At 67.6% G+C, this 26871-nt stretch carries 12 protein-coding genes; 8 read left to right on the forward strand and 4 right to left on the reverse strand.

Going from position 1 to position 26871, the window contains the following annotated elements; translation table 11 throughout:
* Positions 1 to 110: 110 nt before the first annotated feature.
* Together U0034_RS08460 and U0034_RS08465 are read right to left on the reverse strand one after the other, a co-directional pair.
* Complete coding sequence (locus U0034_RS08460; protein ID WP_085228685.1) at positions 111 to 3569, reverse strand: hybrid sensor histidine kinase/response regulator; 3459 nt, start codon at positions 3567 to 3569, stop codon at positions 111 to 113.
* A 139-nt stretch (positions 3570 to 3708) separates the two neighbouring features.
* Positions 3709 to 4620, reverse strand: coding sequence for a DMT family transporter (locus U0034_RS08465; RefSeq protein ID WP_085228684.1), 912 nt, complete (start codon positions 4618 to 4620; stop codon positions 3709 to 3711).
* Between the two features lie 390 nt (positions 4621 to 5010).
* Between U0034_RS08465 and U0034_RS08470 the strand changes: the two genes are divergently transcribed.
* Together U0034_RS08470 and U0034_RS08475 are read left to right on the forward strand one after the other, a co-directional pair.
* The gene (locus U0034_RS08470) at positions 5011 to 5937 is read left to right on the forward strand and encodes a helix-turn-helix domain-containing protein (protein ID WP_233211863.1); all 927 of its coding nucleotides are present in this window, start codon (positions 5011 to 5013) and stop codon (positions 5935 to 5937) included.
* 172 nt (positions 5938 to 6109) lie between these two features.
* Positions 6110 to 7420, forward strand: coding sequence for an Nramp family divalent metal transporter (locus tag U0034_RS08475; protein WP_085228682.1), 1311 nt, complete (start codon positions 6110 to 6112; stop codon positions 7418 to 7420).
* Positions 7421 to 7673: 253 nt separating this feature from the next.
* On the opposite strand, the gene U0034_RS08480 is transcribed toward U0034_RS08475, so the two are convergent.
* Positions 7674 to 8402 (reverse strand): OmpW/AlkL family protein, encoded by a 729-nt coding sequence (locus U0034_RS08480; protein WP_085228681.1) that lies wholly within the window; start codon positions 8400 to 8402, stop codon positions 7674 to 7676.
* Between the two features lie 443 nt (positions 8403 to 8845).
* Between U0034_RS08480 and U0034_RS08485 the strand changes: the two genes are divergently transcribed.
* The gene (locus U0034_RS08485; protein ID WP_158243491.1) at positions 8846 to 9997 is read left to right on the forward strand and encodes an SIR2 family protein; all 1152 of its coding nucleotides are present in this window, start codon (positions 8846 to 8848) and stop codon (positions 9995 to 9997) included.
* Between the two features lie 31 nt (positions 9998 to 10028).
* Here the strand turns inward: U0034_RS08485 and U0034_RS08490 are convergent, their stop codons facing one another.
* The gene (locus tag U0034_RS08490) at positions 10029 to 10280 is read right to left on the reverse strand and encodes a hypothetical protein (RefSeq protein ID WP_139831177.1); all 252 of its coding nucleotides are present in this window, start codon (positions 10278 to 10280) and stop codon (positions 10029 to 10031) included.
* 170 nt (positions 10281 to 10450) lie between these two features.
* Here U0034_RS08490 and U0034_RS08495 point away from each other — a divergent pair, with 170 nt between their 5' ends.
* From U0034_RS08495 to U0034_RS08515, 5 genes are all read left to right on the forward strand, one after another.
* A complete protein-coding gene (locus U0034_RS08495) occupies positions 10451 to 10897 on the forward strand; it encodes an SRPBCC family protein (RefSeq protein ID WP_085228678.1) in 447 nt (148 codons plus the stop codon).
* A 201-nt stretch (positions 10898 to 11098) separates the two neighbouring features.
* Positions 11099 to 12343 (forward strand): type III secretion system cytoplasmic ring protein SctQ, encoded by a 1245-nt coding sequence (sctQ, locus tag U0034_RS08500; protein WP_386092199.1) that lies wholly within the window; start codon positions 11099 to 11101, stop codon positions 12341 to 12343.
* Entirely contained in the window at positions 12336 to 13004 is a 669-nt protein-coding gene (sctR, locus tag U0034_RS08505; RefSeq protein WP_085228677.1) for a type III secretion system export apparatus subunit SctR, read from the forward strand. Before sctQ ends, sctR begins: the two co-directional genes overlap by 8 nt.
* Entirely contained in the window at positions 13001 to 13843 is an 843-nt protein-coding gene (locus tag U0034_RS08510) for a lytic transglycosylase domain-containing protein (protein ID WP_085228676.1), read from the forward strand. Before sctR ends, U0034_RS08510 begins: the two co-directional genes overlap by 4 nt.
* 291 nt (positions 13844 to 14134) lie before the next feature.
* Positions 14135 to 26755 carry an LWXIA domain-containing protein gene (locus U0034_RS08515; protein WP_139831176.1) on the forward strand — a complete coding sequence of 4207 codons (12621 nt, stop codon included), beginning with the start codon at positions 14135 to 14137 and terminating at the stop codon, positions 26753 to 26755.
* The last annotated feature ends 116 nt before the right edge of the window (positions 26756 to 26871 follow it).

Below are 26871 nucleotides of genomic sequence, written 5' to 3' on the forward strand. Positions count from 1 at the left end.
AGGCGGTACCTGGGCCCGCGGGTCGCCTGAGCCGCCCGAGCTACCCGGGCTCGCTACAGAGCGGAACAGTCACGACGGCCCGCGTCTCCGATAGGGTACATACCGCCGCTTCAGCTCGAAGCGCCATCGGATACGGCCGGCCCTGCCACAGCGCCGATACGGCGGCGCAGCGCCGCCAGCCGGCCAGCGATTGCCGCCACCCCGCGGGTGGCGAGTTCGTCGCGCAAACCGTCGCAGCGCATCGCGACGTCGTGCTCGCCAAGAGCCAGCAAAGCGCCTTTGACCCGGTGCAGCGTCTGCAGCAGCGCCTCGCGATCGGATGCCTGAATGGCCGCCGCGAGCCTCGCATCGTCGTCCTTCCAGGTGGCCGCAAACACATTGCGCAGCGCGGCGGAAAACGCGACAGCACTGCCGATGGCCCCGGTGGTTGCCCCGCTGCCGGCGAACGCATCGCCGAGCACGCCCTCGAGCGCCGCGCGCAAGCACTCCAGCGTAAGCGGCTTGTGCACGAGACGCGCAAAACCCTCGTGCTCGGCCAGCGCCGGATCGTAGGGCGCGGCGGTATGCGCAATGACGGGCATCGTCATTCCCTTGCCCCGCAGCGCCGCGAGCAATTCGCGCCCCCCCATCGTCGGCATGCAGAGATCGGCGAGGACGAGATCGTAGGCCTGCCGCAGGCAACGCGCCAACGCCTCCTCGCCATCGCCCGCGAGGTCGATGTAACGATATCCGAGCACCTCGAGCTGGTGAGCAAGCAGCGTGCGGCTGACCGGATCGTCTTCGACGACGAGAATCCGCGCCGCGCAGTGTACCGTGCGCGCAGGCGCCGGATGCGCATAGTCCGGCGGCGCCGGCACCTGCCCCTGGCCAGCCTGCCTGCCGCATGCCGCAAGCGCGAGCCGCAGCTTGGCTGCGGACAGCGCCGTGACATGCAATGCCTCGAAGCGCCGCTGAGGATGCAGCGGTCCACGCTCGGACACGACGACGATATCGAGATAAGCGGCACGCAGGTTGCGCCATGCGGCCGGCAGGACATCGGCGTGCACACCTAGTATGAGGACCGAGCGAGCGCAGCCGGGCGCGACGGCTTCGGCGAAGCCGGCCTCGACCACGCGCACGGCGGGCTCGAAGCGCTGGCGCAGCTGCGCGACGAGGTTCGCCTGCCACGCGGCGCTCTCGCAGGCCACGACGAGCGCATCGAAAGCCGGCGGCTCGACAGGCGGGAGCGGCATGGCGGATTCGGGAGCCGGTTCCCGCGGCAATTCGAGCCGGACCGTAAAGATCGCGCCCCGGCCCTCGGCGCTGTTCACCTCGATGCGCCCGCCCATCAGCTCGACGAGCCGGCGGCACAGTGAAAGCCCGAGGCCGGTGCCGCCGAAGCGCTGGCCGATCGAACCGTCGGCCTGGGTGAAGGGCTCGAAGATGCGGGCCTGCTGGCTCGATGCGATGCCGATGCCCGAATCGGCCACGGAGACGACGATCGACTCACGCCCGTCCGCTCCCGCCGCCACGCTCGCGCGCAGTGTGATCGCGCCGTGCTGCGTGAACTTGCAGGCGTTGCCGAGCAGGTTCGTGACGACCTGCGTCACGCGGCGCCCGTCGCCGTGCCAGGTGCCGGCCACTGCCGGCTCGACGAGGCACGAAAAGCGCAGCCCCTTGGCCGCGATCGCCGGCGCAAAGGTCTGTGCGCATCGCTCGATGAGCTCGTCGACGCGAAACGGTTCGACATGCAGATGCAGTTGCCGCGCTTCGGCCTTGGAGACATCGAGCACATCGTCGACGAGCGCGAGCAGCGCATCGAACGCGCGCCGCACCGACCCCACGCGGGCGGCCTGCGACGGCGCAAGGCGCTCCAACGACAGCAGCTCGAGATTGCCAAGCGCGCCGTAAAGCGGTGTGCGGATCTCGTGGCTGATCGTCGCCACAAGCATCGATTTCGCGCGGCTGGCTTCGTCCGACGCGTGCCGCGCGCGGCGCAACAGGCGCACCGTCTCTTTCTGACGGCTGATGTCGGTCAAGCTGCAAAGCACGACTTCCTGCTCGCGGTAGCGCGCTCGCGCGAGCGCCACCGACAGCTCGCGGCGTCGCCCGTCCGCCGCGGCCACCGTTACTTCGACCGTACGCACGGCGTCGCCCGGGGCCGGCCACGCGTGACGCCGCATCTGCCGGCGCGCGGCGCGGCGCCGGCGTGGCGGCCCTTCGACCAGGCGCCGGTAAAAGCCCGCTTCGTCGCCCGATCCGGCGAGCAGCGCCCGCGCGATGCCGTTTTGCATGACGATGCGCTGCGTCGACGGGTCGAACACCGTCAGCCCCACGGGTGCCGTTGCAAGTACGGTGCGGCTGAACGCTTCGCTTTCGAAGACGCGCCGCGCGCGCACTCGCAGCGGTGCGAGCACGAGCCGGTCGATCAGCACGATGAAGGCCCATTGCACGGCCAACACGAGCGAGGTGAGGGCCACGGTCCAGCAGACGGGGCCACTCAGGTTCGCCAGGATCGTGCGCCAGTCGAAGGCGGAAACCGCGATCCACTGCGGCCCCGCGATCCGCTGCACGAGGAAGAAATCCCCGCGCCGCCGCACGAACCGCACCCGTTCGTCGGCCATATCGAAAACGGAAGGCGTTTCGAAGAGCGCCGACACCCAGCGCCGCTTGCGCGGATTCGACTCGTCGAGCCCCAGCAGATGCCGGCGATCGCGCGACACCATGAAGAAGTCGGGATCGTGCACCGCCGGCTGGAAGAGCCGGGGAATCTGCGTGGCCGGCACCGTCACGACGAGCACGGCGATGCGCGCATTGTCGCGGTAGATCGGCGCCGCGTAGTGTTTGACCAGCGTGCCGTACATCGGCGAATCGTAAAGCGCGACCCAGAACACGCGGTCGCGCCGCAGGTCGGCTTCCGAGTGCTTGCGCAGCTCGGCATCCACGCTCGCGACGTAATGCGCGATCGTGGGCTCTATGCCGCCCGCGCAGGCGTCGGCTGTCCTTGCCGCGCCGAGCGGTGGCCAGGCGGCAAGGAAGCGCTTGTCTTCCGTGTAGAGAAAGCCGCCGATATCTTCGGTTGCGCGGCGCTGGCGCAGCAGCGAGCCCGGCGAGATCTCGCGCACGAGCCTCAGCAGCATGGCCAGACGGTCGCTGTCGCCGTCACCCGTGAGCGTGGAAAAGAGTGTGAACGGCGCCGCGCCCACGTCCTCCTCGGTGACGACGACGCCGTTCGTGCGCTCGAGCAGCCGCCGATAACGCTCGGTGGGAACGGCATCGCGCTCGTGGACGTGCGCGAGCGCTTCGTAGGTTTCGACCATGTGACGCAGGCGCGCCTGATTGCGCTCGACCGACGCGTTGACGAAATCGCGTTGTGCGAGAAATTCGGCGCGCCAATCGTCGATGCAGCGCTCGAAGCGGTGCGCAATGCCGATCGAGGCAACGGCCAGCGCCAGAATCGTCATGACGACACCGCCGCCGAAAAGCAGCATGCGGTCGTAGCGGCCAGGCAGCGTGGCGCCGCGGCATAGCGAGCGGCATAGCCGCAGGCGCCGGGCCATGAGCCTGCGCCGCACGCGGTTTCGAGTCATCGGGCGACGTCCTCGCGGCGCGTCGCGCGCCGCTTTCGCTACGTAAAGGCGCTTACGCTAGCGAAAGAGGCCGGCCGCGGCGCATGCCGCGAAAAAGTTCGGACGATTCGCCCAATACCGGGATGCGCTCGGCTCCGGTTCAGATGCGGGCCGGATCGGCGTGCCGCCGTTCCCGTGCGCGGCGGCCCAGCAGATCGAAGGCGACGAGATTGCCGGCGACGACGAGCAGCAGGCCGAGCACGGCGGACGCGGACCAGCGGTAGCCCTCGAACACGGTCGAAACGGCCAGCGCCACGAACGGGAACAGCACGGTGCAATAGGCGGCGCGCTCGGGCCCGATGCGGCCAACGAGCATCAGGTAGGTCGTGAAACCGATCACCGACCCGGGGATGGCGAGGTAAAGCATTGCGCCGACGTATCGTACGCTCGGCTCCGGCGCGAACGGCAGCCCGGCGGCAAGGCTGCCCACGGTCAGCAGCGTGGCGCCGATCAGCATCGCCCAGGTATTCGTGGTGGTGGGATGCAGCCCCATCGCCTGCATCCGGCTCGAGAGCAGATTGCCGGCCGAAAACGCCATAGTTCCGACGAGCGCGATCGCAAGGCCCGTCCACATCCCCGCCTCGCCCGCATGCCCGGCCATTTCCGGCGCGAACAGGCAAACGATGCCGGCCAGCCCCAGCACGGCCCCGGCGATGGCGGTGCGCTGCAGGGGACGGCGGAGGAAGAGCCGGCCGTTGACGGCGTTGAAGAGCGGCGCGGTGGAGAACACCACGGCGACGAGCCCGCTCGGCACGATCCGCTCGGCGTAATAGAAACAGAGGAAATTGACGCAAAAGAGGGCGACGCCTTGGCCCGCCAGCAACGGCCAGGCCGCACGGGGCGCCGCGAGCGGGCGGCGGGCGAGGCGCATGAGAACGAACATCGCCAGCGCCGCCAGCCAGAACCGGTAGGCGATCGAGACAGGCGGCGGAACGACGCCGAGTTGCCATTTGATGGCGATCCAGGTCGTGCCCCAGATGAGCACGGTTGTGAAGTAGAGCAGCAGGTTCATGGCTCGCGCGTTCGTATGGATAGGTGCCGATATGCATGGATGTGCACCGATGTCCGCCAGGCGGGAATGTCGCCCGCCCCGGCAAAAACCGATGACGGAACCGCAACTATGCGGCCGGCGAAGCGGCGCCGATTGTCTGGGCTTGCGGTTTTCCGGGCTGCGATCCCGGCAGCCGCGGCGGCACGCCCTTATACTCGGGGTTCGGCGAGGGCTCCGCGCCACGGTAAAGCCGTGAGGCCGAAAGGGTGAAGCGCCGTTGCGCTGCGTTTCGCGGTGGCTGCGGGGCGCACGGCACGCACCGACCGGGCTGCGCGGCAAGTCTGGCCTGCATTTCGAGCCAACCCAAGCCGACCCCAAGCCGATAAACCGCCCGATTGACCGATTTCGCCCGTGGACACCCCGCTGAACCCCTTTCTCAACGCCGACGCCGCCAGCGCCGAGCCGCCGTTCGGGCTTCACTCGGTCGTGCGGACGCTGGCCGAGGCGCAGGCGACGCTCGAGCGTTTCTGCTGGCTCGGCGACCACCTTGCCCTGGCCGAATGGCGGCGCGAGACGGTCGAGGAGGAAACGGCCTACGACCGGCCCGGACACCACACGCTCTCGTGCTACATCGACGGCGGCTACCGGACGGAACGACAAAAGCTGCCCGGCCAGTATGGCGCGCCCGAGCGCCTGTGCGCGCTGCCGGGCGAGCATGAATCGCGCTGGTGGGTGCGCGGCGAGATGCACTTCCTGCATCTTTACTTCCTGCCCGAGCATTTCACGCGCCGAGCCGTGCACGAACTCGACCGCGAACCGCGCGAGCTTACGCTCGCCGACCGCACCTATTTCGAGGACATCCGCATCGCCGCGCTCTGCCACCGGCTCGCCACGAGCTCCTGGGAAGGCGCCGACGCGCGCCTCGCCGCGAACGAGACCGCACACGAGATCCTGAGCCAGCTGCTGCGCTCGCAGGCGGCGCGCCGTGGCGACGCCCCGGCGACAGGCGGACTCGCCCCGGCCGTCCGGCGGCGGCTGCGCGAGTACATCGACGCCAACCTCGCCCGCACGATGACGCTTGGCGAACTGGCGGAGCTCGCCTGCCTGTCCGAATATCACTTTGCGCGCATGTTCCGCGCATCGTTCGGCATGCCGCCGCACACCTGGATCGCGAGCGAGCGGCTCGAACGCGCGCGCACGCTGCTGCGCACGACCACGCTCAGCGCCGAGCAGATCGCCGCCGCCTGCGGGTACGCCGATGCAAGCCACTTCGCGCACCGCTTCCGGGCGGCGCTCGGCGCCGCGCCGCTCGCCTTCCGCCGCGCCACGCGGGCCTGACTCCGGCCGGCCCCTCCCCGCTTTTCGCCCTTCTTTTTTTCTATCGCATCGATAGCGGTCAGGCGGCGTCTGGCCCTTATCGCCCCGATGGGAATGTTCAATTGTCCTTGCGACGGCGCGCGGGGCACTATCGTCGTGACCGCGAACAAGCAGGCAACGAGAGAGGTGGGCAATGACGACCGCGCAAATGTCACTGGGCATGACGCAACGGACCACGCAGGCGATAGGCGAAGTGCTCGCCGGGCGCCGCCTGGATCCGCGCTCCATGCTGCTTTTCGCCGGCCCGGCCGTGGTCGCCTCGATCGCCTACATGGATCCGGGCAACTTCGCCGCCAACATCGAAGCGGGCTCGCGCTACGGCTATTCGCTGCTGTGGGTCGTCGTGATCGCGAATGCCGTCGCCATGCTGTTCCAGGGGCTTTCGGCCAAGCTCGGCATCGTCACAGGGCGCAATCTCGCCGAAATGAGCCGCGAGCAGTTCTCGAAGCCCGTGGTCTACGCCATGTGGGGCGTGAGCGAGATCGCGGCGATGGCGACCGATCTCGCCGAATTTCTCGGCGGCGCCATCGGCCTCTCGCTGCTCTTTCATCTGCCGCTCATGGCGGGCATGGTCATAACCGGCATCGTCACCTACGCGATCCTCGCCGCGCAAAAGCGGGGCTTCCGCCCGATCGAAATCATCATCGGCGCGCTCGTGGCCGCCGTTGCGCTCTCCTACGTGGTCGAGCTTTCCATCGTCGACGTGGACTGGGGTGCGGCCGTGCACGGCACCGTCACGCCGCAGTTGCCCGGCGAGGGGGCGCTTGCCGTGGCCGCCGCCATGCTCGGCGCCACCGTGATGCCGCACGCGATCTATCTGCATTCGGGGCTCACGCAGCATCGGGCACCGGCGCGCAACGACGCGGCCCGCTCGGCGCTCGTGCGCTTTTCGAACCGCGAAGTCGTCATCGCGCTTTCGCTCGCCGGGCTCGTCAACATGGCGATGATCGTAATGGCCGCCGGCGCGTTCCACGAAGGGCATCCCGAGATCGCGCAGATCGAGACGGCCTATCGTTCGCTCATCCCGCTCTTCGGCGTGGGGGCGGCCGCCGTGTTCCTCGTCTCGCTCATCGCCTCGGGCGTGTCGAGCTCGGTCGTCGGCACGATGGCCGGCCAGATGATCATGCAGGGCTTCGTCGGCTTTCGCATCCCCGTCGGCATCCGCCGCCTCGCCACGATGGCACCGGCGTTCGTCGTCGTCGCGCTCGGCGTCAATGCGACGGATGCGCTCGTCTACAGCCAGGTCGCGCTGAGCTTCGCGTTGCCGGTGCCGATGATCGCGCTCGTCATCTTCACGAGCCGGCGCGACATCATGGGCCGCTTCGTCAACAGCCGCGCCGTGACGGCCAGCGCCGTGGCGGCCACCCTCGCGATCGTTGCGCTCAACGCGGTGTTGATCCTGCAAACGCTCGGCATGCCCGTGCCGGGGCTCGGCGGCGCATGAGCGCCGGCCAACGCATCGGCCCGCAGTTGCCGGTTCGTATGTAAGGGAACGGAAGGCCACGCGCGGCGCTTCATGCGATTTCCCGTTGCGGCCAATCGCGGCAAGCAGGTTAAATAGCGGTGTGTCGCGCGTTGTATCGATCGTCGCAAACGATCGATTGCATCACGGGTCACAGTGGAGAACTTCCGAAAAAAGGCAGTCGAAGGCCCGCGTCGAGCGGGCCTTTGGCTTTGTGGCAGCACTATGTGCGCGCTCAGAAGCGATAACCGACCGAAGCGAACGTCACGATCGGGTTCACGTGGATCTTCGCGCTGCTCGTTACCGTTCCCACGCTCGAATGAGTCGTGAGCGTCGCGCGCGTGGAGAGCCACATGTAGGAGATCGATAAACCCGCCGACCAGTGTTTATCGAAGTTGTAGGCAAAGCCGGCGTTCACGACCGGTGCGAACGAGCTGCTCAGCTTGGCCGTAGTCGTGCCTTCGAGCGCCGTGCCGTACGTCGACGAGTAGAGGAAGGCGCCGCTCGCGACGGCCGAGCTCAGCTTCACCCCCGAGTACCAGACATACGAGCCGCCCGCGCCCACATAAGGGCGAAAACGGCTTTGCGCATCGTTGAAGTAGTACTTCAGCAGCACGGTCGGGCTCCATTCGTAGGCCGTACCCATCTGCCCGAGCGACGAAAGCGTGCCCGAGCCCGACAACGTGAAGCGCGGCGGAATACCTAGCACTGCCTCGGCCGCGATATGGTCGGTCACGAAGTACGTGGCCGTGAGGCCGATCGTATCGGCACTGTCGAGCATCGCACCCGATCCCGATACCGTCGACGTCGCCCCGAGCGCGGTAATGCTGATGGGCTGACTCGACACTTGCGGCGCGAGATGAAACCACCCCGCGTTCAAAACGATGTCGCCCGCACTTTGAGCGTGTGCGGCAGCCGCGAACGAACACGCCGCAGCCAGCGCAATGACGCGCGCCTTTTTCATGTCTCCTCCTTTTCGAATAAGTGAAGCCGATTCTATGGGCACGGTCGTTCGATTTGGGGTGCGCGCGATAGTGGATTGATTCTGGAATTTGGTAAGGATTTGCGCGGGCAAAAATACGACAGCCGCGCCGGCGTCCGGCGGTTCGTGTTACATGCCGGCCCTGCTCCCGCCCGATGCTTCCTGTCGACGCTTCCTGTCGATTCTTCTTGCCGATGCTTCTTGCCGATTCGGCATCCTTACCGATCGTTGCCGACGAAGCACCGCACGTCGATGAATCGAACGCGAGGGATGCGGGAAAGGGCACCGCGCCTGCCGGTTCCGGTTGCCGTTCACGGCGGCAAGCCGAGGTATGCGCATTGCTCGCCCTCCATAGGCCTCTGACGTGCAGCCGGCCCCCGCGCAGGCGACAGGCGCCCCGATCGACCTTCGAGCGAGAGATATCCATGGTTTCGGACAGTTCCGCCACGCGCTTCGCGCGAGCGCTGAAATCGCTCGTGGAAACGCCGGAGGAGATCGCCGTCAACGTCACGTTCGTTCTCGGCTCCGGCTTTTCGAATTCGTGGGACAAGCGCTATCCGATCGGCAACGACCTCTTTGATTTCTCTAGCGACGAGTGGGCCGAGCGATCGCCGATCCTCGCGAACTTTCTCGAATCGGTCAGCCTTTGCCCCAAGGACCTTCGCATCGATCGCTCCATGTTTCTCGATCTCGTTTATCAGGTCGGCATGTTGCGCAAATACCCGCCTATCCGGCATCGGTACGTGGACGACTACGGCCTCGAGATTGTCGAGCGCGAACTGCGCTATCTCGTCTACCGCAAATTCCGAGATTGCATCCGGCACTCGCCGATAAAAGACTGCGCACCGGCGTTACCGGATCCGCTGGACGACGCGCAGCATGCGATTCTGGCTTTCTTCGCCAGGCTGCTGTCGTGGGATCGGCCCGCTCACGGGCATGATGCGGGCGACTGTATCCGCCTCAATTTTCTGACGACCAACTACGACTATCTCGTGGAGGCGCTCGTGGCACGTGCCGATCTATGTAACGCAAGCACGCAAGCGCGGCGCTATTACCGCGGCTTCACGCCCGCCGCGCTGAGCGGCAGCGGCGACGTCCAGCGCGCGATGCCCATTGCCTCCACCGGACATCTGCTGAAAATCAACGGCGGCTTCGAGATCTTCCGCACGCGCGAGCATTTCGAACTCGACTACCGCGAGCGCGATGAGGCGAGGCTACGCGCAAACCCGCCGCAGATCATGCTGCCCTCGCGCGCCCAGGACTACGAGCAGGCGTACTTTCAGGCGCTCTTTCCCAAAGCGGTGCGCCTTTTGCAGGAGTCGCGCGTGGCCGTGCTGATCGGTTATGGCTTTCCGGAGGAAGATGCACTGTTGCGGTTGTTGCTGCGTCAGTTCGCGGAGGCGCCTCGCGACGGGCGCCGGCGGGCGCTCTACTACATCGATCTGGAAACGGAGAAGACGCAGCTCGCCCGCGTCACCCGCGTGTTTCCGCACGCGAGCGACTCGGGCGGACTCGCCGTCATGCCTTATCAAGGCAGCTTCAGCGACTGGTGCGACGCCGTCTTGCAGCAGATCTGACATGCGCGGCCGACTCGCTCCACTCGCCCGGTCAATGCGAATGCCCGCCGCGCGGTGGGCTCGATTTGCCGCGCTCGCCCGCGCTACCGCCAGCGGCGGGCTGCTTGCCCGACGTGCCGGGCCCAAGACTGTTGCCGCTCCCGCTTTGCGGCGAGCGCCCGGAGAACTCGGTCTGCCGGCGGGCTTCGCGGGCGGCGTCGCGTTCGGCGTCGCTCGGCTCGCCGTTGCCCCCGCCGCCTTTTCTTTCGCCGGACGATTGCTGATTACGTGAACCATGGCTCATGATTCCTCCCGGATCGCTCATCGTTGCCATGCCGTAATCGGCAGCACGGCGGATGCCAGGGCGGCCTCGTCGCCGTTGCGTCGCTCGCGCCTCATTGTCGATTTCGCAGGGCTTCGTTCGTCGTAGTAATCGGAGGGCCGTCCTCTATTTCCTTTTCCCGGAGCTCGATCATGCCGACCAACACCGTCCGCCTTCATCGCGTGCTGCGCGCCACGCCCGAGCGGGTCTATCGTGCGTTCCTCGATGCCGATGCACTCGCCAAATGGCTCGCCCCGCATGGGTTCACCTGCAAAGTCCACGAGATCGACGCCCGCGTGGGCGGCCGCTATCGCATGTCGTTTACCAACTTCACGACCGGCCACACGCATTCGTTCGGCGGAACCTACCTCGAACTCGCGCCGCACGAGCGCATCCAGTACTCCGCGGAATTCGACGATCCGAACCTTCCCGGCCAGATGCGCACGACCGTCACACTGCGCGCCGTGAGCTGCGGCACCGAACTCACGGCCGTGCAGGAAGGCATTCCCGAGATGATCCCGGCCGAAGCCTGCTACCTCGGATGGCAGGAGTCGCTCGAACTTCTGACCCTGCTCGTGCAAGCCGAAGTCAGGCAATGAAGCGCGCGTGAGTACCCCGGCCGACGGGAAAACCGTAGTGCTTTTGCGCTGCCCGGCACCGGCACCCGCACCGACTACGAGTCTTCCCGCCGCGCCCGCGCACAGGCACCCATAAAATCGCCTGACCGGTACGCGCTGAGCGGCCGGGTGGATGTGTTTTTCCGATACTTTCCGCCAACCCGCCAATCGACCGATCCCGCCGTGCATGCGCTGTCTTTCCCGCGAGCCGACGCTGACGACCGAACGGATCAGGTGATGGACGACGAAGCCTCGCCCCGCCGGACCGACCCGCGCGCGACACCCTCGCCCGCCGCCACGCCGCTCGCCAGTTCGCCGTTTCTGCCACGTCTGGCCGCCGCCGCAGCCAGCGGTCTCACGCACGCCTATGCGCGGCGCGAGCCGTTGCGCTTCGCGCTCGGCGACGCCGAGTACGAAGCGAACTGGCGCATCGACGCGGCGCCGGCTCCAGGTGCGCGCGGCTATCGCTTCTCCATCGCCGGCCTCGCGCACGGCACGCTCGTCATCGACGCCGCCGCCGAAGCCGCCTGGCTTGGCGATGGCGCCGACCCGGCCGTGCCGCCCGTCGTGCGCTGTGCGTTGCTCGCCGACGTTTTCGCCCCGCTGCTCGCCGCCATCGAGTCGCTCACGCGCCTGCGCGTCGAGTTGCTGCCGCCGTCCGCCGATACGGAGATCGACCACGCAGCCGCGGCTGCTTCGCCCGCGGCGCTGCGCTTCGCGCTGCGGCGCGCAGCGTCGGACTGGCGCTGTCACGGCGCGCTGCTTTTCGACGCGCCCGACGTGCTCGGTGTCTTCTTCCCCTCGCCGCCCGCGGCATCGAGCCCGCAGCAGGCCACCGATGCCGCCGCGAACACCACCGCCGCCTTCGCCACGCTGCCCGTGCCGCTCGCCTTCGAACTGGGCCGCACGAGCCTCACCGCGCGCGAGCTCGCCGACGTGGAGCCGGGCGACATCATTGCGATCGAGCACTGGCTCGCGCAAGGCAAGAATCTGCTGTGCACGGCGCGCGTGCGCGCCTCGCCCGCCTGGGAAATCGTCGGGCGGCCGTCCGGCAACCAACTCGTCGTCGAACGCATCAGGGAGCTGCCGTTGGAATCAACCCAATCGAACGATCCGCCGCTCGCGCATGCGGGCGACACACCTCAAGGCGCCGCCGATGCCTCGCCGCGGCGCCTCGATGGCCTGGCCGTCGATGTCGCCTTTCAGTTGCCCTCGTGCACGATGTCGCTCGGGGAGCTCGGCGCGCTGCAGCCAGGCGCCGTGATCGAACTTCAGCAAGGCATCAACCAAAGCATCATCGACATCGTCGCCAACGGCACGCGCATCGGCGAGGGGCACCTCGTCGCCGTCGGCCAGAAGCTCGGCGTGCGCGTAACCGCGCTCACGCCGCCCGCCACGAATGCCCCACGCGAGAGGCAGGATGGGTAATCTGCCGAATCCCGTCGCGCTGATCTCCGTCATCGTCGCGCTCGGCATCGCGCCGTTCGCGGCGCTGATGGTCACGAGCTACACGAAGCTGGTAGTCGTGCTCGGCCTGCTGCGCTCGGCGCTGGGCATTCAGCAGGTGCCGCCGAACATGGTGCTCAACGGCATTGCGCTGATCCTCTCGCTCTTCATCATGGCGCCCGTCGGCATGAATATCCGCGATGCGCTGCAAGCCCGCAACTTCACGCCCTCGGGCTCGTTCTCGACAGCCGATGTCAGCACGATCATGGATGCCGCGCTGCCGCCGATCAAGGACTTCCTGACCGCGCACACGCGGCTGCGCGACCGCGAGTTCTTCGTAAAAACGGCCACGAGCGTCTGGCCGAAAAACCGTGCGGACGGTCTCAAGGACGACGATCTGCTCGTGCTCGTGCCGAGCTTCACGCTCGCCGAGCTCACGAAGGCGTTTCAGATCGGCTTCGTGATCTACATCGTCTTTATCGTCGTCGATCTGCTCGTCGCGAACATTCTGCTCGCGCTCGGCATGCAGATGATCGCGCCGACCACGATCTCGGTGCCGTTCAAGCTACTGCTTTTCGTCGCCCTCGACGGCTGGTCGCTGCTCGTGCACGGCCTCGTCCTGTCCTACCGGGTGGCGGGATGAACACGGGGCTGCGCGTGCGCCGGATGCTCGCATTCGGACTCGCCTGCGCGGCGCTCGTGCTCGCAAACCCGAGTGCCGACGCACGGGCGGGGGCCCCCTCCGCGCAAAGCCCGGCCTTCGTTTTACTCGCCCGCACCTGCGCGCCGAACGTCGACGCGAGCACGCTCTCGGCGCTCGTGCGCACCGAGTCGGGCTTCAATCCTTTCGCGATCGGCGTGGTGGGCGCGCACCTCTCGCGCCAGCCGGCCTCGCTCGCCGAAGCGCTCGCGACCGTGGCCGAGCTCGAAGCGCGCGGCTACAGCTACAGCGTCGGCCTCACCCAGGTCAACAATCGCAACTTCGCCAAATACGGCGAAACGGCGGCTTCGCTCTTCGAGCCGTGCCGCAATCTGCGTGTCGGCGGCGCCATCCTCACCGAGTGCTTCGCCCGCTCCAGCCGCGCCGCGGCAGGCACGCAACTGGCGTTGCGCGCGGCCCTGTCCTGCTACTACAGCGGCAACTTCACGACCGGGTTCTCGAGTGGCTACGTCGCTCAGGTCGTCTCGAATGCGCGGCGCGATGCGCTGCGCTCGGGTGCCGAGCCGATCCCGCTCGTGCGCGACCCGGGCGGTGCGCCCGTTCGCCCCCGCCCCGCCGTGCGTCCGGTCGCGGCGCCCGGCCCCGCCGCCACGGCCGCGGGCGATGCTCCCGCCGCGTTGCCGATCGCGCCCAAAGCGACACCGGCGCCGGTCCGCAGCAGCTCGCCGTCATGCCATGGCCGGCCGCTCGTCATGGTCTGCCGCGGCCTGAGCGCGGCGCGAATCCGCTCGCTGTGCGTGCGCTGCCTCGACGCAAACTGACGCGCGCCGGGGCCAGCCCGATGCCCCAGGGAAATCGCGAGGCACGGCGCTTGCTCCACGGCGCTTGCTCATTAGGCTCACCTATGCCGAGCGCGCCGATGCGCGAAAAGCCCCCGCTCCGCGCTCTTTCGTAGACTTCGCGGCAAGCCGCGCACGCATGCCCCACCCCCCTACGAAACACCCGTGTCTGGCGTCCTTTCCGGGTCCTTACACTCGCAGAGTGTGCCTAGGCGGCGCGCGGGTGGCGTGCACCCGGCCAAAGCCGAGGCCGGCTCGATGGCGGAGGCTTGCATGCTGGAAATCGATGGCGTCGGCATGGGCGTCAACTGGATGCATTTTCTCGAAGCGACGCTCGAGAAGCCCAAACCCCTGCCTCCGCAAAACACGTCGACGCAAACGAGTTCGCAGCCTCCGGTCCTGCCGCCGCAGATCACTGTGAACGTCAATGCCAACACGGATCCGTCCAAGCCGACCAACGGCGACATTTCGGCCGCGACCACGCTGATCCAGACGCTCGCCGAGCAATACCGCCCGCCGCCGCCCGAAATCACGGTGACGGACCCGACGACGAAGGCGGCCCAGCAGGCGATTCAGGGCGCACAGACTCAATACGACAACGCCTACGGCGATCTGCAGAAGAAGTACACGACGCTCACGAGCCTGCAGTCGGACCCGACGGCGAGTCCGGCCGACGTCAAAAAGGCGCAGACCGAATTCGACAACGCGCAGACGGCGACGAACAAGGCGGCGCGCGAACTGGAGGTCACGACCGACGCCGGCTACATGGTCGCCTATGCCCAACAGGCGAAGGAGGACGGGAAGGCCGTGCCCGGCGCGAAGCAGGCCGCGGCGGACGCGCTCAAGGCGCTGCAGCAGCAGATCCCCGGCTTCGATCCGAAGACTTCGCAGTTGCCGAAGAACATGACGCCGCAGCAACTCGGCGCCTACGACGCCTGGCAAAAGGCCGATGCGGCCTATGCGAAGGCGCAAAGCCGCGAGAATGCGGACATCGCCAATTCGAACCTCGCCTACGCGCAGTTGCAGGGATACGCGTCGGACAAGACCTACGCGGGCGCGATGGATGCCGGCATCCAGAACCTGAACGACAAGCTCGCGCCGCTCGGGCTCGAAGTGCAGGCGCCCGAGGCGATCGACAGCGCCACCGCGCAAGGCAACATCGCGAGCGCGGCCGACGACGCGAACTATGCGAACGCCTGCCTGAGCGCCGCGAGCGACGCCTCGAACGTGGCCGATATTCAGGTGACCTACGACGCGGTGTCGGGCAAGTTCGGACCGACCGTGATGAACACGACCGTGGGCGCGCAGAAGGATCTGCTCACGCGCGCGCAGACGGCCGCGGCCACGAGCGGCGGGTATCTGCAGATGCTCGCCTCGGACCGCAACGCGACCAAGCTGCAGACGTCGTACAACAACGCCGTCACGACATCGAACGCGTGGCACAAGGCACATCCCGATTCGCTGCTCACGAACGCACCGGTCGACACCGACGTGGCGAACGCGTATCAGGCATTGACCGACGCGAAGACGCAGGCCAGCCTGATGCACGACAGCTTCGTCGCGGCCTATGGCAACTCGCTCGCCGCGCAATACGACGACGCGGCCAACGGCTTGCAGAACAAGTACGACCATCGCACGATGTGCACGGTCAACGACCCGACGCCGCTCGAGATCAAGGGGCTCAAGGTCGTGGCTTCCGCGCTGCACGCGGCCGACGGGCGCCTCACCGATTCTGTCAACGACAAGGCGACGAAGACGGCGCTCGACAAGGCGCTCACCACCCAGGCACAGAACAAGAGCACGCTGCAGACGGTGCAGCAGCAGTACGACGACTGGAACAAGCAGCACGGGCAGACGTCGACGCCCTTCGACAACGTCGTCGCGCACGGCTCGCCGGGTCACGTGATGCTCACGGCGTCCGGCGGACCTTATCTCGTCAATCCGTACTCGCAGCAGCTCTCCGATGCGCGCGACGCGCTCGATCGCTCGAACGCCCAGGTGGATCAGCTGCAGTTGCTGTCGAACAGCGCCCACGCGCAGGTGCTCTTCGATCAGTTCTACAGCGGCCTCAGCGACAACCTGCTCAATCCCGTCACCGACGACGACAAGGCCGATTTCGCCAAGGCGCTCGATCAGTTCTATGCGTCGCACCGGGGCCAGTTGTCGAACTCGATGCTCAATCAGGCCAGCGAAGCGACCAACAAGGGCGCGGCGTACGACTTCCACGGCATGAGCGACAACGAGCAGAAGAATCTGATCGGGCAGGCGCTGCAGTTGAAGACCACGCCGAGCGCGAACAAGAACGACCTCCAGTACAGCGGCGACGCGCTCGATACGATCGACAAGGTCTACAACGAGATCCACGACGTCGGCGGCGACCACGCGAAAGTGAGCGTCATGCCGATGGTCTACGCGTCGAAAGACAGCGGCATGACGACGACGGCGCTCTTCAAGGTGACGAGCGGCGACGGCAAGACCGAGTATGTCGACGACACCGGTGCCCACTACTCGAGCGTCGACAACTTCATCGACGACAATCAACTCTCGTCCGACGGCACGCTCGACATCGCGACCGGCTACGAGAACGGTACGCTGAAGGTTCGCCAAAGCAGCGCCCACCATGACGACTGGTGGGACAGCACCCTGCACACGCTGGGCGCGAGCAATCTGAACCTCGGCACGCTGCTGGGCGGCATCGGGCTCGAAGTGATCGGCAGCGTGCTCGATTTCACGGGCGTGGGTCTGCCGCTCGGCATCTCGCTCAATGCGATCGGCGGCGGCATGATCACCGGCGCGACCATCGCCGCGGCCACCTATTCCGCGAACGATCTCGTCAACCGCGGCATGCACGACCAGTCGATGAGCATCATGGATGCCGGCGCGCGTGCCGATTACATCAACCTCGTGCCGCTGGGTGCCTCGGCCGCGGCCGAGAAGGTCGTGCCGAAGCTCACGGCCACCAATCTTTTCAAGGGCGGGGTGGAGGCGGTCGGGCTCGATGCCGGCAAGGCGGCAAACGTCGTCAACAAGACGGCCCGCTACACCGCCTTCACCACGGCGATGGGCGGCGCGGGCGAGGCAGCCGGCCAGCTCGTGTACGACGCGGTCACGGGCAAGGGCAACATCGCCCGCGATGTCTCGTCGCTCGTGCAAAACGTCGGCCTCGTGTTCGGCAAGAACGCGTTGACGGCCTTGTCGAAAGGCGTCGTGCGCAATTACGGGCAGTTCGCCGCCCGCAACCAGGCCGGCAACGGCAACCTGTTCATCGGCGGGCAGCAGGTCGGCGTGCGCGGTGTCGACGGCTCGCGCACGAATGCGCTGACCCTGGACCGCTCGCTCGCGACGATCGACGGCAAGTCCGTCACCGTCGACCCGGCCGACGGCACGCTGCGCGTCGGCAATCGCACCCTGACCTACGAAGGCATGCCCGTGCGCGTGCTGACTGGCGCCAACCGCGTCAATACCGGGCACGCCCGGCAAACGGGGCTCACTGCGGTGCTCGGCGACGACGGCAGCATTTCGATCGTCGCGCCCGGACGCGACGGCCGCTTCAGTCGAACCCGGCTGAACGCCTACGACACGGGCGCGCGCGTCACGATCGACGAATCGGGCGGCCTCACGCTCTCCGATGGCCTGAACCTCTCCCGTCCCGGCAAGGTGCTCACGCCCGAGCAGATACCTGAGCGCGTGCAGCAGATCGTCAATCGCAACGCGCCGCCGGCGGCAGCGCCCCAGGCACCGGCCGATCCGGTCGACGCGACGCGCGACACGCCCGTCGACACCACGCAGTCGGACCCTGTGGTGCGCCAGGCAACGCAAGATGCGAGCGCGCGGATTTCGCAGGCGGCGGCCGATTCCGCCCGCATGACGAGCGAGCAGATTGCCAACGCGTCGCGCGGCCACGAACGCCGGGCGCAAACCGAGCAGGAATCCATCGACACGCGGCGCGCCGAACGCCGTGCCGCTCAGGCGCGGGCGGTAGACCTGCGTCGCGTGGACGACCCGCGCGGCACCGGCGCCGACGAAGCCCGCCCCATGACGTTCCGGCAGCGCGTGGCATGGACCGCGGCCAATGCCACGGAACTGCCGCCCGAGGCACTCGACCACCCGGGCGGCCTGCCCCTCGGTAGCCGCGAGACGAGCCCCGCCTTCATCGACGAGCATCAGTTCGAGGGGCACACGCTCTACGTCGTACGCAACGACGCCCGCTCGCAGGGCGTGCCGCAGCCTGCCGAAGAGGCGGCGCCGCTCGATCCGGCCAGCCCGAATCGGCGCGCCGCGACGGCCCTGCCCGACGAAAGCCCGATCGTGGTGCTCGAAGGCAGCGTGGAAGCCGAGCGCGCACCCGAGATCGCCAATACGTTGAACCGGCCGGTACTCGTCGCCCAGCGCGGTGTGCTCGCCGCGGACGGCGCCATCGACGCGCCGAACGGGTTCGTACGCTTCGATCCGGCACCACGGGCAGCCGCACTCGCGGAAACGGCCGCGATGACGGAAAGCGGGCTTTACGTCGTCACCGACGAGATGCTGACGGGCGCGCAAAACGAACGCGTGCACGACGAACCGATGGTCTATCGCAATGGCCTTTACGTGCCGAAGGAGGTGGCCGAGGCCAAGTCGCGCAGCGAGGAGACGCAAACGCCCGCAACCGACAAAACGCAGGCAGCCAGACCGCGCGTGGCGGAGCGCGCCGACACCGAGAACCCCGAAATGGCTGCGCCGGACATGCGCGAGGAGCCGGCGGCGACGGCAGGCGACGGCAAGGTCGGCTTGCTGACGAGACTGCAGATGCGCTTCGGCGGCGCCCCGTTGCCGAACGAGGTGAGCGCGCTTGCGCAACAGTCGGGCACGCTCGCGCAGCAGATGCGTCAGCTCGAGGCGAACGGCTGGACCGTCAAGGTGGGCCGCGAAGGCCGCGGCAGCCGCATCGACGCCAGGAAAAAGCGCGTGATGCTCGACGGCGGCCTGCGCGAGACGGGCAGCATGACCTACGCGCTCGCGCACGAAACGAAGCACGCGGTCGAGGCGATCGACGGCACGACCGGGCTCGACTACAGCGGCCGGCGCGCGTTCACGCGCAAGGCGCTCGAAGCCGAGGCGCGTGCGCAGATCAACGCCTTCGAAGCGCGCTACGAAATCGAGATGGCCGGTGAGGGCAACATCGCGGCGAACGTCAGGTTGCCCGATGCGATCGAGAAGATTGCCGGGCAGTGGAAGCCGACCGACGACTACGCGGGCACCGTCGAAAAGCTCGCCGATGCATTCGGCGAAAGCCCCGTCTCCGGAGAGGGCGGCAAGACGTATGCGGCATTCTACGGCGAGGCATTCGACCGCGTGCAGGCCGGCCGCGGCCGGCGCGGCGCCGATCCGGGGCGCGTGATGCCGGCGCCCGACGGCACACCGAGGAGCGAAGGCGGGCACGACGCACGGGTGCCCGTCGATCCGGCCGTGCTCGAGGCCGGCTTCGAGCAGGCGGTTGCGCGCTCGCCCGTGAACGAGGCCACCCCGCTCTCGTTCGCCGACGATCTGGAGCAGGTCAGCGCGCACGAGTTCCTGCTCGACGATCGCTATCAATACGAGCGCTCCGGCTATTCGACGCATGCGATCGGCCTGCCGTTCTCGCGGCCGACCGAGCTCACGCGCGCCCGCGCGCAGGAGCTTGCCGACATCAGCGGCCTCTATGTCTTCACGCCGCGTGTCGATGCGCCCACCGTCTGGGAACAACTGACACCGCGGCCGCGCAACGCGTCGCTGGACGGCCGCGTCGAACTGGACGCCGATACGCAGACGCTTCACGTCGTGGGCGACGACGGCGTGCGCCGGCCGATCGACCCGGAAGCGCATCTGGGCCGCATGCTCGGCGAGGGTGCGTACAAGACCGCGTTCGAACTCGGCAACAAGACCGTTGTCGTCTATCGCGATCTGATGCCGCTCGAAGTCGATCCGACGGAGACGCCCACGCCCGTCGACGAACCGCACGCGATGATCGCGAAGACGGATCGACTCAAGGCGCTCGGCGCACCTTACGTGGCCCGGATCGACGGCGTCGCGCGCGTTCACGGCCACGATGCGCTCGTCATGGATACCTATGCCGGCGCCGACCGGCTTCTCACGCGCGATATGGCCGTGACGGGGCCAGGCAGCGGGCAGCACATGCCGTTCTACGACCTGACGCTCTTCAACGAGCGGTCGATCGAAAGCCTTTCGGCCACGCGGGACTGGATGGTCGACAACAACGTGCAGATCATCGATCTGCAGTTCCTCGTCGGCCGCGACGGGACGTTCCATCTCGCGGACTTCGAGGAGATCAACGAGAACCGGCCACCGCGCCCCGTCTCGCTGAAAACGATCGACGATTACATCGCGCTCGCGCAGTCCCAGGTCGAGCGCAGGAGCGGGGCAACCGCCCCCGCCCCGGGCGAGCCGGTCGCCCCGGCCGCTCCGGTCGCTCCGGTTGCAGTGGCGCCCGGCCACACGTCCGGCAACCAGGCGGGCGAAGGTGCCTCGTTCGCGCAACGGGTGGAGTGGACGCGCGAGCGAGCGCGGCCGGATTCGCCGTTCGCCCCGGGCACGCCGGACGTCGAACAGCTGCAATACGACAGAACCAGTCGCGCCTGGCGCACGCCCGAGCGCGACGCGACCATCGTGCAAACGGAGACCGCCGAGGACGGCTCGCTGCTGCTCGACGGTCAACCGATCAGCGTCAGCGAGTTCACGCTGCAGCTCGGCCATGACTTCCGCGAGCATGGCGGCGAGATCGTCTTTACCTCGCCATACATGAAGCCGGAAATCGCCGCGCAATTCGCGAATCTTTGGGGGCGCCCGGTCTACGTGCCGCACGAAAGCACCTACGCCGCCGACGGCTCGATGGTCGATCTCAGTCATTTGCAGCGCTACGATCCGTCGCCGCTCGGCGGTCCCGATCTCGGGCAATTGGCCGCCGACAGCCGCGGCGTCTATCGCAACGGCGACCCGACGCAGCGGCTCTCGGCCGAGCAGCACATGGGCACGCTCCTCGGCTACGGCGGCGAAAAGATGGTGTTCGAGCTGGGCCACGACGCCGCACTCGGGATCTTCGAGCGCGGCCCGCGATTCGACAACGCTTACCATCTGCGCACCGCGCGCGAGGAATTCGACGCGCTCGCCCATCTGCGTGCGCTCGGCGTGCGTACGGTTTCGATGAGCGGCCCGTTCTCCGTGCACAACCGGGTCGGTGTGCTGTACCGTCCGCTCGGCATCATGCACACGCACGACATGGTGAGAAACGGCGCACTCCCGGAGCGGATCTCGCGCGCGGGCCTCGCCAATCTGAAGCATGCCGAGGATGTCGCGACCCGGCTGAAACTCGATTACGACTTCCAGGGAATCGTCACGCGCGACGGCGACTTTCTCGTCAACGACCCGGGCCCGATCGGGCGTGCGGACCGGCCGATGAGCGAGGCCGAGCGCGCACAGCTCGAAATGCGCCATGCCGATACGCTCTTCAAGATTCAGGAGGTTCGGGGCATGATCCGCGGCGGCATGCAAAGCGGCCGCATCGAGCTCGCCCACCCGGAGGCGCAGGAGGTTTATCAGCCCGGCGAATACGGGCAACAGCGTGGGCAAAAGCCGTCGATCATCACGCGCATCCGCATGCGATTCGGCGGCGCACCGCTGCCCAAACAGGCGCTCGACATGATCGGCCATTCCGATCTGCTCAACGCGCAGATGCGGCTTTGGAAACAGGCCGGATGGAAAGTCGTGCTCGGCCGGGAAGGCCAGGGCAGCAAAACCGACGTCGCCCGGCGGCGCATCGTCATCGACGGCAAGTTCCGCCAGCCCGGCGCGATCGTCTATACCCTCGCTCACGAAGCCGGCCACGCCACCGAGGCAATCCAGGGCAAGCTCTCGCTCGATTACAGCAGCCCCGAAGCCTACGCGCGAAGCCTGCTCGATGCGGAGGCGCGCGCGCAGATCAACGCGTTCGCGGTGCGCGACGAGATCAAGGCCGCCACCGGCGTCGACATCGGCGCGCAAGTGCGTCTGCCCGAGGCGATCGAACGCGAATACGGCCGAGCGAGGGCCGACGATCCGCAGTCCGTCGCACGTCTGGCGGATGCGTTCGGCGCGGCGCGGCCATCGCTGCCGGGGCACGCCGACTATCGCAGCCTCTACGAGGCACAGGCGCGCACGGTGCGCGTAGGCGAAGCGCCGCCCGCCATGGCGGCACCCGATCCGTCCAACGCGCCGGTGCCCGCCGGCGGCGCCAACGCGAACGCGGCAGCAGGGGCCGGCAACCGGACGAGCCCCGCCACGCCCGAGGAACGCGCCGCGGCGCTGCTCGACGAGCACGGCAAGCGCACGCTGCGCCGCCTGGACGGCGCGCGCGTCCCGCGACTCGACGTGCTCGCCAAGGAAGCGGGACGCGACTCGCACGTGCTGATCACCCAACATACAGCCGCGCCGAAATCGAAGAACGCGCTTCATTCTCAACCGAAGGTCATCGCGGAAGTGACCGTCGACGAGCACGGCGCGCTCGGCAAGCCGCAACCGGTCGACCGCAGCGGCCTGCCGCGCGACCTCAAGCGCGCGATGAGCCGCAACTCGGGCTCGCGTGGCCTCTCGGCGCGCAAGGGCTTCGACTTCTACATCTCGCCGGTAGGCGCCGAGGAACTGGCCAATTTCGGCGGCGCCTCGAAGATCGAGGTCGAGAACGACCGCACCAAGGTTTCGTGGCAGACGCAGCCGTCGAACCGGGGCCTGCATCCCGACGTGGTGCGCGACGCAGACGCACTGGCGCAGGCTCCGCATTTCAAACGGCCGAAGCAGGCCGGCGAGGCGGCGGCCACCGGGCAACGGATCTACGCCGTGGACGACGAGTCGGGCAAGGTGCTCGGTCACGCGAAGCACGTGTCGGGCGACAAGTGGCGCTACTACGAGAAAGCGAAGGTGGACGGCACGGAAATCGCGCCGACGGATCTTCGCGAGGCGTTCCGCCGCCATATCGGCCGCCTCGGAGTCGGCCCGACCGGCCGCCGCGGCGTCTCGTTCTTTCTCAGCGATCTCGAACCGGCCGACGTCACGCGCCTGGGCGGCTTCGACCCGGTCAAGAAGAAAGATCCGGACGAGGCCGAGCAAAAGCCGCACAGGAAGATCAGCGACATCACCCAGGTGCAGATCGAGCGCGGCAGCGCCGCGGCACGGCGCGGGCTGGGCCACGTGAGCGATGCCGCGCGCCGCAGCGCGGCGCTGCTGCGCCGGCAGCAAAGCGCGACGCAGGCCGTGACGCAGGCTACGGCTCGCGCGGCGGTGACGGCCGGCACGAGCGAGGCCGCGTCGAAACCGCTACTGCCGCCGAACATGCTGCCCAAGGGGACGAAGGCAACCGATCCGCTTGCGGTAATGGACTTCGGCGGACACAACGCGCTGCATCTGCTGCGCGCGCTCGACCAGAAGAGCATCGGCGACGAGTATCACATTTACGTCTACGACGACGTGAAAGATTCGCTCGCGCTCTCGCTCGGCGCGCCGACGGCCATCATCGCGCCGCGCGACGGCGGCCATCGCTGGTTCGATACCCGCAAGGAAGCCGAGAATCCACGCGACAAGGGCGTGCCGCTCGACGAGATGCCCATCGGCCGCAGCCATTACGGTGCGAACATGCACTTCGTGCTTACGCGGCTCGAACCCGCCGAATTCCTCGACCATACCGGTCCGACGCGCCTGAAAGCCCTCGAAGCGCGCCGCAAGGAACTCGATGCGCAGTGGCGCGAAGCGAAGGAAGGCGCGAAGACGTGGTCGAGCTATTCCGCGCTCGCCGATCACATCAAGTCGAGAATCGACGGCATGAAGACCGACATCTCGAGCTTGCGTCGACGGGTCGGCACGGCTCACGCCACCGAAACGCTGGACATCGATATCTACCAGCCGGCCATGTCGACGTCGACGGTGGTCGAGGCCAAAGTGCGCAACGGCGCCCCCGATCCCGAACAATGGTTCGGCGAACAGGAACGCATCGCGGCCTACAACGGCCGCAAGACCGGCGAGGGACGCCTGCGCTTCTCGGGCCGTGCGCAGACCGTCATGGCCGACTTCCTCGAATGGAAGGGGCTCGGCAACAGCGGCTATGTGGCGCGCGACGTGACCTCGACGTCCCCGCGCTTCGCGCCGATTCCGCGCAAGACACTCCTGCGCATCGACGGCGAACGTATCGCACGCCATTTCGGCATCGCCACCACAGCAGATCGCCGGGCGATCGGCGCCTTCGTGGATTCCCCGTGGCAGGTGCAGCGGCGCGTGGCGCTCATGTCCCGCTCGTTCTCCCTGCGCGACGATCCGGCGCTCATGACGCAACAGGTCGAACGATTCGGCGGGGTGACGCCGGTGGTCACGCTCGTGGTCGACCCGCATTCGCTCGCGGCGGCACTCGGGCAGCCGCACGATCCCGACTTTCTGCGCGACGTCAAAGCGCTCGGCGAACAGGAGCACGCCACCTTCAACGCCGACGAAGGCATCATCGAGCCGGCCCAGGATTCGAACGGCAAGCCGCTTTACATCGACGAGCTTCACCATCTGCACAAGTGGCTCACCGAAGCGTCGAAGACCGGCTTTGCGATCCGGCTCGAAACGGCACCGTCGCGCGCGCTCGTCTCCGACGAGGACATGCGCTTTCAAGCGGGCACCGACGACACCTACATGAACCACGTGCGTACGTTGAGCGCGCTCGACCGGTGGGCACAGCAGCATCCCGACACCCCCGCGCCGTCGGTGATGGTGACGTTCCACGGCTGGGACTCGGTGCTCGAATCGGTGCCGGGCGCCGGCCACGCGCGTCTCTTGCGCGAAATGCTCGACCGGCCGACGCTCGAATGGCTGCATGTGGGGCTCTCGTACGGCACCCACGGCGCCGACTTCATCGCCAACCAGGATCTGACGACGGCGCTTGCCGATCTCATCGTCGAATACCGCGGGCAACCGGAGAAGCTCGCGCGGCTGCACGGCGCCGACGCGCTCACGCGCGTGTTCGAGCGCGTGGACCGGCAAACGCTGGCCGACCAGCAGGCGCTGCTGTTCGCCGAGGTGGAACGCATCGGGCGCAACAAGGGGCTCAAGCCCGAAGATCTCGATGCGCTGCGCGAGCAGCTCTATCAGGGCAACACGACCGAGTTTCTGAACGCGGCGCGCAAGCGCACGATCGATTACGCCCGCACCCAGTGGACCGACGACAACCCCGCTCGCGGCCGCGTGCAGGAGCGCGCACGCTCGTTCTCGATCCGCTGGCACGATCAGTACGGCAATGCCGTCGTGGGCCGCCGGTTCAGCACCCCGTCCGCGCTAAGCGGCACTGTCGAGGATCCGTTCGGCTACTGGAGCTCGGCGGTGTCGAAGCCGGAGTTGCGCAACAACGACAGCAAGCCCATCAGCTTGAGCCGCAAGACGGCGGCACAGCTCGAGACCAAACCGATCGACGCGAAGGACCGCGCGAAAGCCGAGCTCACGGCGTTGCGCGTGCATGAGCCGCTGCGTCACTGGTGGAGCCCGAAGATCCTCGGCTGGACGGTGGCGGGCGGCACGACATCGGGCTTCCTCGGCGCCAACGCGGTGAACCTGCTACACACGTTCGGCAGCGAGGGGCTGCACCGCACCAGTACGTCGCTCTTTGTCGGCACCCGTGCCGGCCGCGTGTTCCAGGCCCTGCATCAGGGTGCGGTGACGAGCCTGAAGAACGGCGACCCGCGCGTGTTCGACTCGGTGGTCGACCGGATCGAGCGCAGCTTGCGCGTGCAGCTGGGCCCGCAGAGCATCAATGAGGCACGGCTCGCGCAACTCGATCTCATCGCGAAGGAAGGCAAGGCGAAGGCCGCGCAGTTTCGCAAGATGAACGAGGACGGCCTGCTTTCGTTCGACGATGCAGTGAGCCATACGAAGGCGATCGCGGTGGAAACGCTTCTGCAGATGCAAGGCGTGATGGGCGGCACATCGCTCAAGCGCCTGCACCGCGGCAGTCCGCGGCATTGGATCGGGGTAGTCGGGCGCAGCGGCGCGATGATCGGCTATTCCGTGACGGCCGCGACCAACGTGGCGACGGCATGGTCGCATCCCGCAGCCGCGCCGATTCTGACGACGCTCGGCGCCACGCTCGGTTTCGCCTATACGAGCCGCGTCTTTTACGGCGGCTTGCGGCACATCAATGCGGAAAAGCGCAGCATGTTCGTGCGCTTCACGAGTTCGGCCGGTGACTTCGTCACGTCCGCGGCCGGTTTCGCGAACGGCATCAACCAGTTGGGCATGGACAATCCGATGGGCTGGCTGTCGATCTCGTCGGCCGCGATCCTCGGAGCTGCGCAACTGCACGCGCGCTTTCCGAACGCGACGCCCGGCGTGAGCCGCTTCCCGACCGCGCTCGCCCTGGCGCCGGTGGGCATCTACGCCGCCACGCTGCTGAACAATATCTTCGGCGATTCGGGCGGCAGCAGCGCGAATCAAAACAACACGCAGCACATGCAGCCGCCGGGGGCGACCGGCAGCCCGTCGCCACAACCAACGAGCCCCTCGTCGCAACCGGGCACGCCGGGCGCGCCCCCCACGCCCGGTACCAGCGCGACACCGACGACCCCGGGCGCTCCGCCGACGAACCAGCCGGGACAACCTCCTTCTCAGCAGCCGACGCAGCCGACGCAGCCGCCCGCGAAGCCGAAACCGTATCTCGTCGTCGACGGAGACTCGCTGTGGGTCATCGCCGATCGACACCGGCAGACGCTGCTCGATGCCGCGCACGTGCCGCAGGACAAACGTGCGCACATGTCGCGCGGGCGGCAGGACCAGGTCGCATTCGAGGAAATCCTCCAATTGAACCCGGGCCTCGCGAGACATCCGGGGCACATCAATCCGGGGGACCAGATCGTCGTCGGATGACGGGTCGCTGTTGCAAGACACGCCCCGACAGCCCATTCGCAGAGGCCGTGGTCCCCGTCGCCACACTGGTGGCGCAAGCAGTGCATCCAGGTTGGGCGGAGGTTCGGCGACCTGGA

Source organism: Trinickia caryophylli (assembly GCF_034424545.1).
GTDB lineage: Bacteria > Pseudomonadota > Gammaproteobacteria > Burkholderiales > Burkholderiaceae > Trinickia > Trinickia caryophylli.